At 36.0% G+C, this 14,020-nt stretch carries 14 protein-coding genes and 1 riboswitch; of the genes, 3 read left to right on the top strand and 11 right to left on the bottom strand.

What is annotated here, in order from left to right; genetic code table 11:
* Positions 1-98: 98 nt before the first annotated feature.
* Genes ACQKNZ_RS17415 through ACQKNZ_RS17425 form a run of 3 tightly spaced genes read right to left on the bottom strand, consistent with a single transcriptional unit; the run spans position 99 to position 3,012 of the window.
* The gene (locus tag ACQKNZ_RS17415) at positions 99-707 is read right to left on the bottom strand and encodes an SAM-dependent methyltransferase (protein WP_427660902.1); all 609 of its coding nucleotides are present in this window, start codon (positions 705-707) and stop codon (positions 99-101) included.
* A 19-nt stretch (positions 708-726) separates the two neighbouring features.
* Entirely contained in the window at positions 727-1,788 is a 1,062-nt protein-coding gene (locus ACQKNZ_RS17420) for a CapA family protein (protein WP_340863927.1), read from the bottom strand.
* Between the two features lie 24 nt (positions 1,789-1,812).
* On the bottom strand, positions 1,813-3,012 hold the full coding sequence (locus tag ACQKNZ_RS17425) for an MFS transporter (protein WP_340863928.1): 1,200 nt from the start codon (positions 3,010-3,012) through the stop codon (positions 1,813-1,815).
* A 479-nt stretch (positions 3,013-3,491) separates the two neighbouring features.
* On the opposite strand from ACQKNZ_RS17425, the gene tatC reads away from it, so the two are divergent.
* Together tatC and tatA are read left to right on the top strand one after the other, a co-directional pair.
* Complete coding sequence (tatC, locus tag ACQKNZ_RS17430) at positions 3,492-4,256, top strand: twin-arginine translocase subunit TatC (protein ID WP_144540129.1); 765 nt, start codon at positions 3,492-3,494, stop codon at positions 4,254-4,256.
* Positions 4,257-4,358: 102 nt separating this feature from the next.
* On the top strand, positions 4,359-4,562 hold the full coding sequence (gene tatA, locus ACQKNZ_RS17435) for a twin-arginine translocase TatA/TatE family subunit (RefSeq protein ID WP_144540131.1): 204 nt from the start codon (positions 4,359-4,361) through the stop codon (positions 4,560-4,562).
* 55 nt (positions 4,563-4,617) lie between these two features.
* Here the strand turns inward: tatA and ACQKNZ_RS17440 are convergent, their stop codons facing one another.
* Both ACQKNZ_RS17440 and ACQKNZ_RS17445 read right to left on the bottom strand, forming a co-directional pair.
* Positions 4,618-5,616 carry an EAL domain-containing protein gene (locus ACQKNZ_RS17440; RefSeq protein WP_313955912.1) on the bottom strand — a complete coding sequence of 333 codons (999 nt, stop codon included), beginning with the start codon at positions 5,614-5,616 and terminating at the stop codon, positions 4,618-4,620.
* A 208-nt stretch (positions 5,617-5,824) separates the two neighbouring features.
* Complete coding sequence (locus ACQKNZ_RS17445) at positions 5,825-6,991, bottom strand: TraB/GumN family protein (RefSeq protein WP_144540133.1); 1,167 nt, start codon at positions 6,989-6,991, stop codon at positions 5,825-5,827.
* Between the two features lie 326 nt (positions 6,992-7,317).
* On the opposite strand from ACQKNZ_RS17445, the gene ACQKNZ_RS17450 reads away from it, so the two are divergent.
* On the top strand, positions 7,318-7,656 hold the full coding sequence (locus ACQKNZ_RS17450) for a heme oxygenase (protein ID WP_144540135.1): 339 nt from the start codon (positions 7,318-7,320) through the stop codon (positions 7,654-7,656).
* A 59-nt stretch (positions 7,657-7,715) separates the two neighbouring features.
* Here ACQKNZ_RS17450 and ACQKNZ_RS17455 read toward each other — a convergent pair whose 3' ends face one another.
* The 6 genes from ACQKNZ_RS17455 to ACQKNZ_RS17480 form a co-directional block, all read right to left on the bottom strand.
* Positions 7,716-8,423: a GNAT family N-acetyltransferase gene (locus ACQKNZ_RS17455; protein WP_151111972.1), complete on the bottom strand. Its 708-nt coding sequence runs from the start codon at positions 8,421-8,423 to the stop codon at positions 7,716-7,718.
* 11 nt (positions 8,424-8,434) lie between these two features.
* Positions 8,435-9,409, bottom strand: a complete 975-nt coding sequence (locus tag ACQKNZ_RS17460; RefSeq protein WP_427660907.1) for a sensor domain-containing diguanylate cyclase — start codon at positions 9,407-9,409, stop codon at positions 8,435-8,437.
* A gap of 16 nt (positions 9,410-9,425) precedes the next feature.
* Complete coding sequence (locus ACQKNZ_RS17465; protein WP_427660909.1) at positions 9,426-10,229, bottom strand: alpha/beta fold hydrolase; 804 nt, start codon at positions 10,227-10,229, stop codon at positions 9,426-9,428.
* Between the two features lie 164 nt (positions 10,230-10,393).
* Positions 10,394-11,128, bottom strand: a complete 735-nt coding sequence (locus ACQKNZ_RS17470; protein ID WP_144540143.1) for an ATP-binding cassette domain-containing protein — start codon at positions 11,126-11,128, stop codon at positions 10,394-10,396.
* Positions 11,129-11,145: 17 nt separating this feature from the next.
* Positions 11,146-11,907: an amino acid ABC transporter permease gene (locus ACQKNZ_RS17475; protein ID WP_144540145.1), complete on the bottom strand. Its 762-nt coding sequence runs from the start codon at positions 11,905-11,907 to the stop codon at positions 11,146-11,148.
* 111 nt (positions 11,908-12,018) lie between these two features.
* Complete coding sequence (locus ACQKNZ_RS17480) at positions 12,019-12,855, bottom strand: transporter substrate-binding domain-containing protein (protein WP_144540147.1); 837 nt, start codon at positions 12,853-12,855, stop codon at positions 12,019-12,021.
* A gap of 127 nt (positions 12,856-12,982) precedes the next feature.
* A riboswitch (Lysine riboswitch) is annotated at positions 12,983-13,165 on the bottom strand.
* Positions 13,166-14,020 lie beyond the last annotated feature (855 nt).

The raw sequence follows: 14,020 nt of genomic DNA on the forward strand, positions 1-14,020 counted from the left end.
TTCGATACATCTAAAACTACCAGACATCTTTGAAGAAGCTACCCACAGATTTAATACACAAAAGAGGAAGAATCTTAAAAACAGATTCTTCCTCTTCTTTATATTTCATAGCGATAAATCATAAAACGTTCATTGTGATTTTGTTCGTAAAGCTCTGGTATTCGTATTTCTCTCCAAAGAGTGAAAGCAGTTGCCTCCTCCAAAAACTGAAGATATTCCGGGGTTGGGTAGTAGAGAATAATATCAACTGTTCGCTCCACTTCCTCTAATGACACTAAAATATTATGAACAACCTTTTGAAATATAGGAGTAGAGAAGGGATTAAAAAAATAGAAGCAGTCTTCCTGTGAATCTATTTTGTATTCCTCGGCCAAGCAGCATTCAAATCTAATGGAAGCTCGAGTTGGCTTAGCTTTTTCCATATACTTCATGAGGTTTTCCATTGACTCCTGATAAAGCTGTCCATTCATCTCTATTCCAGTTACAGAAAAGTTATAAAAATAATGGACATAAAAAGGAAATCTACCTTTTCCACAGCCGAAATCAACCATTCTATTAGTAGCCTTCCAATCATACAATTCAAATAATGTTTGTAATGCGCTATATGGGGTTGCCTCATAACGATTATAATGGGAGGACTGATATTGCCATTCTCTCATTCCAGCTGTCTGTATTCTTAATAATCGCTCATAGTCTGACTCGTTCATCCCAACCTCCTTGATTTTTTTATTCACCAAAAACTTGGTGCTGAACCCAATCGTTTTTTTGACTGTTAGCCTCTTCAAGCAAAGACACCTTAAAAGGTTCTCCCTTTGAGACAATCGTCCCTATAAATGAAGGATTTTCAATACGGATCATCACTTTATCCTGAACCACTCTTTTCGTGATTTGTAGCCTAGCAATTCCACCGATATTGGTACTATCAAATTGTTGAGCACTAAAAAAATTACCTAGTGAGTAGAAGACATGGGTATCTCCTTTGCTAGTGGATATTTTTTCATAGGGCTGAACAACATGAGGATGGTGACCAAAAATAATGTCTACCCCCGCATCAGCCAACCATTGCGCCAACTCTTTTTGAGTTTCATTGTTCTTTAGGGCATACTCTTCTCCCCAATGAATGCTCATTACTACAACATCCACCTTTTCCTCTAAAGCTTGAATGTCTTGTTTCATTTGTTCACGATCAATTATATTTACTAAGTATTCTTTACCCTCAGGGATTCGATGGCCATTTAATCCATAAGTATAATTTAAAAAACCTAATCTTACATCCTTTACCTCAAATATTCTATCGGTTTGTTGGTCTTCTAATGATTTATAGGCTCCCATATAAGGCATCTCGTTTGCTTTCATTGACTCAATAGCAGCTAATAAACCAGCTTCCTTTTGATCTAGCGTATGGTTATTTGCGCAGGATAATAAATCGACTCCAGCGGCTTTGAGATCCCTAACGATATGAGCAGGACTAGAGAAATTAGGGAATCCAGACAAACCGAATGACGTACCTGCTGGTATGGACTCCTGATTTGCTAGCAAGAAGTCTACTCCTTGCATCTCTTTTTCTACCTCCTGAAAGGAAGGTAAGAAGCTAGAATATTCATAGAGGGGACTGTGCAATAAAATATCTCCTACCATACCAATCTCTATCTGACTCTCTTTATACTCTTGCTGAAAATTGGTTACGTGTTTACCTTGAAAGTCTTCTTTAAAGGGATTAGTTATTTGCGCATTGAAAAAAGATAAAACAGTGATAAATACTAATAGAAATGGGAGTAAAATTTTCATCAAGTAGACCTCCTTCTATCATCTTTATCTATTTCGTTGTCGAATATACACATAGAAAAATCCCCCAGCACCTAACAATCTTAAACACGAATTAATTGTCATTGCTGACTCCATTCCAACCATCTCTAATAAAATAATACCCACTTGAGGAGCAACAAACGCAACTAATGCCAATAAAACATTATATGTTGTAATACAATACGTTCTAGACTGTTCCGGTGACTTTTCTAAAAGTAAATTAAATAAAATGAGCACAGTTCCTGAAAGAAAAAAGCCTGACGTTGTTTGAATCATAGTTAAGTAATATAGGTTGGTAGACAGCACGACGAGAAAAGGAGTAGTAGCCATACCTATTGCCGCCCATATAAACATCCGTAAATTGCTATATTTATCTGCCCAACGTTTCCATAAAGGAAATGTAAAAAACTGCATTAGCATACTACCTACCGAAAACATACTAACCCAGAAAATAGTAGCACCTGCTATTCGCACATTATATATATTAAACAAGCCCCAAGCCATCTGCCAGGCAAAGTTAAAAAACAGTGCCGCTCCTAAAAAAGATACGTAATTGGAGTCTCGAAAAATAGACCAATCCATCGATTTCTTCTTTAGAAGACTTTCTTCTACCCTAACAGGTTCTTCCTTATGTTTCATGATAAAATACACTTCTAAAATTCCAAATAATAAGGCTACTAAAAACAAAATTTGATATGCCCCTGTACTAGCAGAAGCCTCCCTCATTACGATACCGATAAATAAAGTAGCTATAAGTCCTACTAATGTCAGTAATCTATTACGGTCACTAAAAAATTGTCCTCTTCGCTCCTCTGCAATCATCCCACTGATGAACGTCTGCCAGCCGATATTGGCAACCGTATTGGGCACGCTGATTAAGGCGATAATAATTAGAAAGGACCACGCCTGCATAGAATGAGACGGTAAATAAATGACTAATACAATAAATATGAAACATAATCGTGCAAGCAAAATGGACCCAGCGACAAGCTTCTTTTGCGTGTAAGCTTTGTTTAAAAGAATAGCTGCTGGCACTGTCATTAGCAAAGCGATTAACGGTGGAAGGGAACTGATTAAGCCAACCTGATAATTAGTTGCCCCTAAAATAGTAATAGCAAAAATCGGGAAAAAATTATTAGAAAAGTTTAAAGCAATAGTAGAAGCCATACCATGGTAAATACTGACCTTCTCGTTATACGTTCTCATGCTTTCATTCCGTCCATTTCATGTGAGATAGATAGAATTATATACTTCCTTTTCAGGAAAACAAGAGTGTTTATACAAATATTTACCTGGCGATAATAAAATATAAATGAATAAAAGAAGAGACTAACCGACTATATAAATTGTTTCTCGAGAATACTTAAGTCAGAGTAATTTAAGTGCGTAAAAGTCATGAGAATAATTTCAACATCATGATTGGAGAATTATTTTAGTATATTTCTTCATAAAAAGTACACAAAAATGCAACTTTGAATATTTCATTTTTTTTATTAAACCCTTAGAATATAAGGAGTTATCAGTTTTTCCCTTATATAACAAATATAAAGTTATCTAGTTTACAAATTCATGGGAAAGAGTATAATGGGTAGTTGGTACAGGACAAACATGTAACAAATTGCTTTTTAAGTACTAAATATAAACACTGCTTCCCTTTGTTTAAATAAGATGGGGTGATAAACATAATGGCAATTCCGCAAGAGCCAGAGCTAACGCTTGTAGAACATTTGGCTGAGTTAAGAAAAAGGTTAATTGTAATTGCGGTAACCTTTGTCCTATCTCTTGCCTTAGGATTTTGGATGGCTCCTAAAACATTAAATTTCCTAAAACAACAGCCTACAGCTGCACACGTAGAATGGAACATTTTTGGCTATACCGATGGACTGCTAATTTACGTTAAATGTGCATTAGTTTTAGCCATTTTAGTAACTTTGCCCATAGCTATGCACCAAATATGGCTATTTGTTAAGCCAGGTTTGTTGGATAAAGAAGCAAGAGGTACGATTTACTTTATACCAGTCTCTTTTTTCCTATTTCTGGCCGGTATTAGCTTTAGCTACTTTATTTTATTTCCTTTAATGTTAGACTTCATGTCTAATATTAATGAGTCTATAGGTGCCACAGAAACCTATGGAATGCAGCAATATTTTACATTTATGTTCAATTTAATTATTCCAGTTGGAATAGTTTTTGAGTTACCAGTAATTATTTTATTCCTTACGAAGCTAGGAATTATTACTCCAGATCGACTACGAAAGATGCGAAAAGTTTCGTACTTTGTATTAGTTGTTGTAGGGGTATCTATTACGCCTCCTGACTTTATTTCTGATTTCATCATTATCATACCTTTATTGTTATTGTTTGAAATTAGTATTCTTGTATCAGCTTGGTCTTATAAGCGTCGGTTAGCCAAAGAAGCTCTTTTAGAAAAAGAACTTGAGGAAAACTAATGTGAATAAGCTTTACTAGCATGCTACAATAGCATTGCACACATAACTAACACTCATGTCACTTGAATAGATAGACAATTATATCCATTAGGAGGAAATCACATGCCAAATATCGGCGTACCAGGTTTAATAATCATTCTAATCATTGCATTAATCGTATTCGGTCCATCTAAATTACCTCAATTAGGTAAAGCAGTAGGACAAACACTTAAAGAATTCAAAAACTCTACAAAGGACATTGTGGACGATGTAGCAGAAGAATTTAAATTAGAAGACAAAGATACAAGTGCTAAAAAGAAAGCATAATAAAAAAACCGAGCATATTATTGCTCGGTTTTTTTTATAGCTTTGGTTACTTAAACTATTTAGAATCTTCCAGAGGATGTGGGAGAGGTTTCCCAAAATAGTATCCTTGAAATAATTGATATCCTTTCTTTTTTAACCATTCCCAATCTTCTTTTTCTTCTATCCCCTCTGCCAATGGGATGGAATAGATTTCTTTAGCTTTATGTAGAAATTGTAAAGCAACTTTTTGTTTCTCTATATTGGTAGCTACTCCTTGAACATATTTCATATCTAGCTTCATATAGTGAGGCTTAATCTCTTCTAACATTTGGAGCGTACTATGCCCTTCTCCTACATCATCTAATGCATATTGAAACCCTCTAGCTTTATAAAAGGCCATAATCTTTTTTAAATGATTGATATCCTCTACTTTTTCTGTTTCAACAACTTCAAAAACTAAGTTTCCAGGATTAACACCGAGGCTATTTGCTACCGCAGTGGTGGATCTTAGACAATGCTCAGGAGAGTATATAGAAGTAGGTATAAAATTTATAAATGCTTTTGTATTATCTAGTTTTGCTGCGTACTTTACTGCTGTCATTCTACATATCCGATCTAAAGCATATAAACGCCCTCTCTCTTTAGCAGCGCCAAAAACTTCTCCAGGATATAGGATATTCCCTTCCTCATCTAAAAATCGAGAAAGCATCTCATAGGCATAAATATTTTTCTCTGTATCTACAATTGGCTGATAGTAGCAAATTACTTGTTCATTCTTAATCACCTTGTCAATCCACTTAACCTCTAACATTTCCTCAATTTTATGGAAAGGTTTCCAGTCTTGTTTAGGAACTCGAAAGGAAATATGAGAGATATCCATATGGTCTTTACTAAAGTCTATAAAATCCTGCGCATCATCTTCTTTAAGAGTGAAATAACGGCCGTTCTCTTCTAATCTTAATGCCCTCTTTTGGATAAAATCCATTACATCTGGCAACACTTGAAAATTAGTTTCACCTTCGATTTTAAACTCCAATACTAAGTCTCTTACCATACAGCCACTACATTCCACCATTAATCCCTCCGACCTATTGTTTACCCCTAAAAATTAAGCATTTTTTCCTGGTAACTAATATTATAGTAGAACTCATCTGCCAATCATAATCAGAAGTCTTCCACTTTTAAAGATACATAATGTTGAAACATCATAACAAAAAGAAAAATCTATTGCTTAAAAATAGAAAAAGGAGGAGCGAAAATGACCGCTACTCCTTTAGTGATAATTATAGGTTTTTAAAGAACACTCTGATGACATCAGCACCACCGATTATTGTACCAAGTGAACCAAATAGATTAGTTAGAACTAAAACGAGTAATACACGTGTAACTTTATTCTTCCAGAACCCTTTTATCGTAAACACGTCTTCGGACAGTCTCTCAAAGTCGCCAATTGTGGGGCGTTTCATATAAGCTTGGACCAAGCCAGAAAACCAACCGGAGGCTAATATAGGATGCAATGCTGTTATTGGAGCCACTATGAAAGCTGTAACAATTGCTAAAGGATGTCCTAAAGCTACAATTGCCCCAATTGCTGCCATCGTTCCCGTCCAAATAATCCAGCTCCATGCCTGATCCCATCCTGCTGTTGGGTTTGCTATAAATGTATAAGCGATCAATGCAATGATAAGGATAGGAAGCGACCATCCAATTATTTTAGGTAAAATTGATTTGGGTGGGACTGTAGAAAGTCTTTCTAAATCCTGATGTTTGTAAATTTCTTTTGTAATACCAGGAACATGTGCCGCTCCTAATACTGCTACAATTTTTTTACCCGGGGCTTCCTTAATCTTTTGAGCTAAGAACTGGTCTCGTTCATCAATTAAAGGTGTTTTCAGCCTTGGAAATGACTCTGTAAATTCTGCAAGTACTGCATTTAAAGTGTCCTGCGATTTCATCTTCTCTAGCTCTTCTTCGGAAATGGTGTCTTTACTAAAGATGCTATAGAAAACCGATGTAAGAAGCTGAGACTTACCTAACCAACCAAGATTATGCCAGATACGAGAGAATGTTATTTGGATATTACGGTCAGCTAGTACAAGTTCTGCTCCGGTTTCTTTTGCACTTTCAATTCCTTGAATCATTTCTTGGCCTGGTTTAATGTCGAACTGCTTGGCCATACGATTTTGGAAGGAAGAAATAGCTAAGTTCATCAATAATAAAGTCGCTTTCTTCTCTTTTATGATTTTAAAAATATCTGTTTCTTTCCATTTGTTATTATCAGTAATAGATTGATATCTTTGTTCATCTAACTCTATACACACGGAATCAGGATTTTCTTTTTCAATCACTTCTTTAACCTGCTCAGCGCTCAACCTAGAGACATGAGCAGTACCAATTAAAATAATTTCCTTGCCATCAACCTCTAAACGAGTTATATTTGCTTCCGACATAAACTACTTCCTTCGTGTAAATGTATTTCTTTTACATAATCGTCTGTTTATTGATTATGAAAAGTCTTGTATCTATAATAATGAAGCACTTGAGCATAAAATTCAATTTGTTTATGTGAAAAAGCTAGAAGATCTAATCATATTCTTACTAGGACGTATCTAGTTCTCCTCCTTTTAGTAGAATTCATGCTAGCTCGTCTACTTTACCCCTTAAGCTTCCTCATTAAAAGATCTGCCTATGAATATCTGTTTAGATACTATGAAAAGATATATCGTATAGGAAATGTTATAATTACACTCAAATAAGTAAAAAAGGAGAATGTCTAATGATTATCGTAACAAATCGTATTAAAACAAAACCAGGATTTGCTGAAAGAATGGCTCCAAATTTTACAAAGCCAAGTCCACTTCAAGAAATGGAAGGCTTCATCAAAGTAGAGGTTACTATTACACAAGGTACAACTGAATATGATGAAATGAATGTAAATATGTATTGGGAAAATGAAGAAGGTTTCCAAGCTTGGAGAAATAGTGATATCTTCAAGGAAGCCCATAAACGTCCAGAACCTGGTTCTGCTGAAGCTTCTAAAGAATCTCCGCTATTAGGAAGTGAATTAATAATTTCTAAAGTGGCTTCTACTGTAGAAGCTATTTCCACTAAATAAGTAATATTAAAAGGAGCGAGTGATTTAACATCACATGCTCCTTTTTGCTTAACCTAGTTTTATTTATCTATCCGATAAATTCCTTTTTTATCTCTTAATATGCAACCATTTGCTTGGAAAATTCTTATCATATATTCATTGTTTTCGTCTGTACTTCCTACATAATAAGTAGCGTTCATTTTTTTTAATAATTCTAGAGAATACAGATGAAATACTTTTCCGAAACCTTTGCCTCTCTGTTCTGGTACTACTCCAAAGTAAAATAGCCTGCCTTCTTCGACCGTTCCGTCTTCTATATGCGGAATACTGATACCCATGGGTTCTTCACCTTTAAAGAAAATATGACAATAATGACGCCAATTAGATCCTAGCTCATTCACAAAGGCTTCCATTATCTGTTCAATGGAAAATAAATTATTTTTGTTTGCAGATCCACTTCTGCATTTATCGTATAATAGGGCAAATTCCTCGTCTACGAGCGAACTTCTTGAAAGAGTTAACACATGAAAAGCATCATCTAGAGTAAAATTTTCATCTAGTAGACGTGTATATTCCACAATAGAGGAAACCTTATAAAAGCCTTCATTCATTAGCTGTTGTTCGTATTCTTCATCCATTAGAAGGGACAGGTAATTCACCTGTTCGTCCTTCCAATCTTTTAAAAGACTTTTCAATTTTGACCAGTATTCATCTTTAGACATATCCATCTTTATTTGGTCAGCTAACCAATATTCCTGGTCTTTTTTAATAACACTAAAAGCAACCATTTATATTCCCCCTATAAGTCGTTTATATGGGTAACTCTATTTCGACCATTCCTCTTAGAATAATACAACGCATGATCAGCCTTCTCCACCACTGTTGTACGAGTATCCTCAGACGTGTAAGTTGCAACTCCTACACTTATCGTAATTTCGTCAATTGGCCAAGTAGTCTTTTCAATTTCCAACCTTAAACGTTCCGCCTGATGGTTAGCCTCTTGTGCATTTGTTAGTGGGAGAAGTACAATAAATTCCTCTCCGCCGTATCTAAGCACCGTATCTTTCGGACGTACAGTTTCTTCTGCTATCTTGGCCAACCTTTCTAGCACCTGGTCTCCCATCGCATGACCCCAAGTATCGTTGACCTGCTTAAAATGGTCAATATCTATTAAGCATAAGGAAAAGGACTGTTTGTTCTGCTCAAATTGCATAATCATCTCTTCTAGCTTGATATGAAAATAACGACGATTTTTTAAACCAGTCAATTTATCCGTTATGGCTAATTTCTCTAGCTTACCATTTAGTTCAATAAGTCTTTCTTGCTTTTCCTCTATTTCCTCATGCAATTCCTCTAATTTAGAAAGCGCCAGTTCCTTTTCTCGGAACGCTTCCTCCAACTGTTTTTTTGCTAGTCTAATTTCTTGTTCATAGCCTATTCTCTTCCCCATAGAAACCATTACACAATCAATTACCTCTATACCTTCTCGATTTGCTTTTTTTCCATTTAACAATACTGGAACGCTTTGACCATCCTTATGCAGTAGACTTAGAAATAACTCTTCGACGTGTCCGTATAATCGAATATAGGGATAAAAATAAGTATGAAATATAAACTTATTAGTCTTAGACATAATTGTTTCTATATGCTTTTGAGCAATCTCTTCATACGTAAACCCTGTCATTTGAAGGAAGGTTTTATTCATATCGATTAGCATACCTTCTTGGCTGATAGTAACGTAACCACAAGGCGCAAGATTTAAACGCTCATCCATACATATACCATTCCCTTCACTGCATTTGGTAAAGATACTCTTTAATCAGCTGTATTGTTTCATGTGGGTGACTTAGATGAGGATAATGTCCCTTCACATCCATTATTTTAAAATCACTTTTCTCAATATGGCGATGTAAGTATTCACCTACCTGAATAGGAACAATACTATCTTCTGAGCATTGGATGATTAATGTTGGAATAGATGATTTCTCTAAATCCTTACGATGGTCGGAAAAGAATGTCACCTCCGCAAATTGCTTTGTAATCTTCGGGTCGGTTGAGCTAAAACTTTTTTCTACTTCTTTTGCTACCTCAGGGTGCACGTCATTAGCGGCTACTATTGGAGCCATATAGCTTGCCCATCCTATAAAATTCATCTCCATCATATCTAACATTTCATAAATATCTCTTTCTTCGAATCCTCCAAAATACTCTCTATCATTAAGATACCTTGGAGATGGACCAATCATAACCAAACTTTTAAATGCCTCAGGTTTTTGAATGGCTGCTAGCATACCGATCATGGAGCTAACGGAATGTCCAACAAAGATTACTTCGTGAAGCTTCAATGCCTCTATTATATCTAGCACATCTTGAACATAGCCTTTAAGTGAACCATATTTCTCAGAATTATAAACCTTTAAATTTGAATCTCCTGACCCAACATAATCAAACAAAACAATTTGATATTCTTCTTCAAATGAAGGGACAATATTTCTCCACATGGTTTGATCACAACCGAAACCATGGGCAAACATTATTACTTTTTCCTTGTTCCCTATTACTTTTACATTATTTCGTTTTAGTACTTCATTCATGAAAACACCTCTAGTTTTTTTCCTTATATAAAAGGCTTCCTCTTCTTTTAAAAGGGAAGCCTTACATAGATTTGATAATTTATCCATTGCATATATTACCAATATACTATTTTATCTATTTTTTTTCTACACAAAAAGGTGAATTGATACTAACAACCTAGAGTTTATTTCAATGTTCTTTTTAAGAATTCTCTCGTTCGATCTTGTAGAGGATTGTTAAAAATTTGCTCTGGAGGGCCTTCCTCCGCAATAACTCCCTTATCCATAAAGACTACTCGATCGGAAACCTCCTTGGCAAATTCCATTTCATGAGTAACAATTAACATTGTCAAACCAGTGTTCGCAAGTTCTTTCATTACTTTTAACACTTCCCCCACCATTTCTGGGTCAAGTGCTGATGTAGGCTCATCAAAAAGCATTACATCAGGCTCCATAGACAAGGCTCGTGCAATAGCAACTCTCTGCTTTTGACCTCCGGACAATTGCTTTGGTTTAGCATTAACGTAGCCATCCATGCCTACAACGTTTAAGTATTTCAGTGCAATTTTCTCGGCTTCTTCCTTAGAACGCTTTAATACCTTTACCTGTCCAACTGAACAGTTACCTAACACATTGTGATTATTAAACAGATTAAACTGTTGAAAGACCATTCCAAGCTTCGTTCGGTAGGAATGGATATCGTGCTTATTATCGAGAATATTCTCCCCTTGATAAATGATTTGCCCACCACTTGGCTTTTCCAACAAATTAATGCAGCGGAGAAGAGTCGATTTTCCCGATCCAGAAGAGCCAATGATGCATACAACCTCGCCTTTTTTAACAGAGAAATCGATATCTTTTAATACTTCATGTGCTCCAAAGGATTTGCTTAAATGTTGAATTTCAATTACTTTTTCCATAGTTGCTCCTCCTTTGCTTACTGATTTTCATGTGGACCTTTTGGTAGGACTGCCATTTGCATCGGTTGACCAATGACTGTATAGTTTTCAGGTCCATCCAATTTCTTCTCAAAATGACGTAATATCAAGGTAACAGCAAATGTCATGATGAAATACAAGATACAAGCTACAAAAAATGACTCAAAATATCTAAAGTTATTTCCTGCAACTGATTTTGTTTGGAAATACAGCTCAGTGACTCCGATTACATTCAACACAGAGGTATCCTTAATATTAATGATAAATTGGTTACCTGTTGCAGGAAGTATATTGCGGATAACTTGAGGTAACACAATATGAAGCATCGTTTGAATATGCGTCATCCCTATTGCTTGAGAGGCTTCAAATTGACCCTTGTCTATGGAAATAACTCCGCCTCGAACAATCTCCGCCATATAAGCACCCGTGTTTATAGAAACAATGAAAATAGCAGCGAGTAGACGATCCATGTCTAAGCCAAAGGCCAATGAGGAGCCGTAAAAAATAACCATTGCTTGTACTATCATTGGTGTGCCACGGAAAAACTCTATATAAATAGAGAGCATTAAGTTAACCAGCTTAAGAAAGTATCTTTTAATCCCCTTTTCCGGCATAGGAACAGTTCTTATAACTCCTGCCAGCAAACCGATGATAGCTCCGAAGATAGTTCCAATAATGGATATTAAGAGGGTTACTCCGGCTCCTCGTAAAAACATTGGCCAATTATTTGTAATGATGGATATAATCCATTCTAAACTCATAGTCTTCCTCCTTACATACTAGCTGACCCATAAACACACTTTCCAAGGAAAGTCAGTAAATGCTGTAAATAATGAAACGGCTGCAAAATAGTAGCAGCCGTTGTTATATGCTTATTCTGCAGCTGGTTGATTTAAAATAGCATTGTCCATAATTTCTTGTCGCTCTTCTTCTGAGATTCCTGCTAAAATTTTATTGATTTTGTCTGTTAAGTCACTTTCCTTTTTCAATCCTACTGCAACGGCTGTTTCCTCTTCATCTGCCACGAATCCTTCTGTAAATTCGATCATTACAAATTTATCATTTGCTGATGAAGCACTAATCCCTTCTGGACGTTCAGATACATAGCCGTCAATCATTCCAGATTCTAGTGCCACACGCATTGCAGGGAAATTATCTGATGCCGGTTGTTTTTTTACTCCTTCAATTTGGTCAATAACCCCGTAGTGAGAAGTATTTAATTGGCCAGTAATTTTCGCACCCTTAAAGTCTTGAATGGAGGTAGCATTTTCAAATGTCCCGCCCTTTTTTACCACCATAACAAAGTTGGAAGTATAATAGTTTTCGGAGAAATCAATTGTTTTTTTACGCTCTGCAGTTGGTGACATCCCTGCAATAATTGCATCAATTTTGCCGGATGTTAGGGCTGGAACTAAACCGTCCCATTCCGTTTTAACAACAACGAGCTCTTTACCTAAGCCCTCAGCTATTTTTTTAGCAATTTCTACATCGTAACCACCAGCATATTCTGCATTACCGTCAATTTTTACGCCACCATTTTTGTCATCCATTTGAGTCCAGTTAAATGGTGCATATCCTGCCTCTAAACCTACTGTAAAAGTATCTTGATCAGAAGCTGATCCAACGCTTTCTTCCTCTTTTGTTCCACAAGCTGCAAGCAGTAAAATGGTTGATAATAATAATGTTAAAGTGAATAGACTTTTTTTCATCTCTATTAATCTCCTTTTTTAAATTAGTATATGTATGCATGCATACAAAAAGGACAACCGTACAAAAAAAGACCTGAGATAGACTCAGGTCATATATGTATGGTTGCCCTAAATCCTCTACTTTTCCCCATGAGATAGCACACCATTATAAACCGGGACGTTTATAACGGACAGTCCTGCAATTATTCACTGCAGACCCAGCATGTAATAATGAGTTTATTACAAACTTCGGCGACATTTCCTTCTCCCTAGCATCACAGCTACTCAAGCTCCACTAAGGACTGTTAAATATCGCGCCTCTACCTCACTTCTATAAAGCGAGGTTATATTCAATTATTGTTCATAGTCTACAACAGAGATTTTCATCTGTCAACATCTGTTCTATTGATTAAACCAAATATTACTATTATTAGATTGTAATCTCTTTAGAATTATTTCATTACCCATTTTTAAAAAAAGCTAATAATCCGAGGAATTGCTAAGAAAAGTCTGCTAAAGTAAACGCATTTTCAACTTTATCAGACTTTTTCTTTTTCCCTTTGGGCATAGGTTCCGAGGGGGAGCGATAAGCCATCACCGTCGCTTGCGCATCTTTTATGAGGTCTTATCTGTCTCAGTCGTCCCACAAGAGGCGCCGCCTGCCGCTCCAATCATAAGTTTTATAGTAAAGAGAAAGGAATATAGATAAAACTAACTCATTTATTTAAAGCTATTAATAAAATACTTTTCACTTTGACTATTTGATTAACAAATGATGGTTGATTTCCGCTCTCAACGGACGCTTTCCGTGGGGTGAGGATAAGCCATCACTGTCGTTTGTGATGTCTTATCTGTCTCACTCATCCAACCGGAGTCGCCGCCTGCCGCTCCAATCAAATAAAGCCCGCTTTAAAAGCCTCCATATACATTCTAGGATCTCTTAGACCATTCGTTGATTGGTTGAAGCCCCTTTCTAGGAGAATTTCCATTTTGAACGGGAAGAAAAATGTTTCACATGAAACTTTATATTATAAAAAAACATGAGATAAGCTGGTTTCACATTACATGCGACAGTATGGCTTATCGCTATACTCCACAGAAAGAATTCGTTTAAAGCGCAACTTTAGCTATTTATCATTTACGCTTTTCATTTTTCTCATCTTATCGGATAACTGCAAAAAAAGAG

The organism is Psychrobacillus sp. NPDC093200 (assembly GCF_050280345.1).
In the GTDB taxonomy this organism is placed as follows: Bacteria; Bacillota; Bacilli; order Bacillales_A; family Planococcaceae; genus Psychrobacillus; species Psychrobacillus faecigallinarum.

Excerpts from the sequence above, each read along its gene's own strand:
- ACQKNZ_RS17450 (WP_144540135.1), top strand. The coding sequence starts at position 7,318 with ATGATTATCGTAACAAATCGTATTAAAACAAAACCAGGATTTGCTGAA.
- ACQKNZ_RS17480 (WP_144540147.1), bottom strand. The coding sequence starts at position 12,855 with ATGAAAAAAAGTCTATTCACTTTAACATTATTATTATCAACCATTTTA.
- ACQKNZ_RS17465 (WP_427660909.1), bottom strand. The coding sequence starts at position 10,229 with ATGAATGAAGTACTAAAACGAAATAATGTAAAAGTAATAGGGAACAAG.
- ACQKNZ_RS17455 (WP_151111972.1), bottom strand. The coding sequence starts at position 8,423 with ATGGTTGCTTTTAGTGTTATTAAAAAAGACCAGGAATATTGGTTAGCT.
- ACQKNZ_RS17420 (WP_340863927.1), bottom strand. The coding sequence starts at position 1,788 with ATGAAAATTTTACTCCCATTTCTATTAGTATTTATCACTGTTTTATCT.
- ACQKNZ_RS17445 (WP_144540133.1), bottom strand. The coding sequence starts at position 6,991 with ATGTCGGAAGCAAATATAACTCGTTTAGAGGTTGATGGCAAGGAAATT.
- tatC (WP_144540129.1), top strand. The coding sequence starts at position 3,492 with ATGGCAATTCCGCAAGAGCCAGAGCTAACGCTTGTAGAACATTTGGCT.
- tatA (WP_144540131.1), top strand. The coding sequence starts at position 4,359 with ATGCCAAATATCGGCGTACCAGGTTTAATAATCATTCTAATCATTGCA.
- ACQKNZ_RS17425 (WP_340863928.1), bottom strand. The coding sequence starts at position 3,012 with ATGAGAACGTATAACGAGAAGGTCAGTATTTACCATGGTATGGCTTCT.
- ACQKNZ_RS17470 (WP_144540143.1), bottom strand. The coding sequence starts at position 11,128 with ATGGAAAAAGTAATTGAAATTCAACATTTAAGCAAATCCTTTGGAGCA.
- ACQKNZ_RS17415 (WP_427660902.1), bottom strand. The coding sequence starts at position 707 with ATGAACGAGTCAGACTATGAGCGATTATTAAGAATACAGACAGCTGGA.
- ACQKNZ_RS17440 (WP_313955912.1), bottom strand. The coding sequence starts at position 5,616 with ATGGTGGAATGTAGTGGCTGTATGGTAAGAGACTTAGTATTGGAGTTT.
- ACQKNZ_RS17475 (WP_144540145.1), bottom strand. The coding sequence starts at position 11,907 with ATGAGTTTAGAATGGATTATATCCATCATTACAAATAATTGGCCAATG.
- ACQKNZ_RS17460 (WP_427660907.1), bottom strand. The coding sequence starts at position 9,409 with ATGGATGAGCGTTTAAATCTTGCGCCTTGTGGTTACGTTACTATCAGC.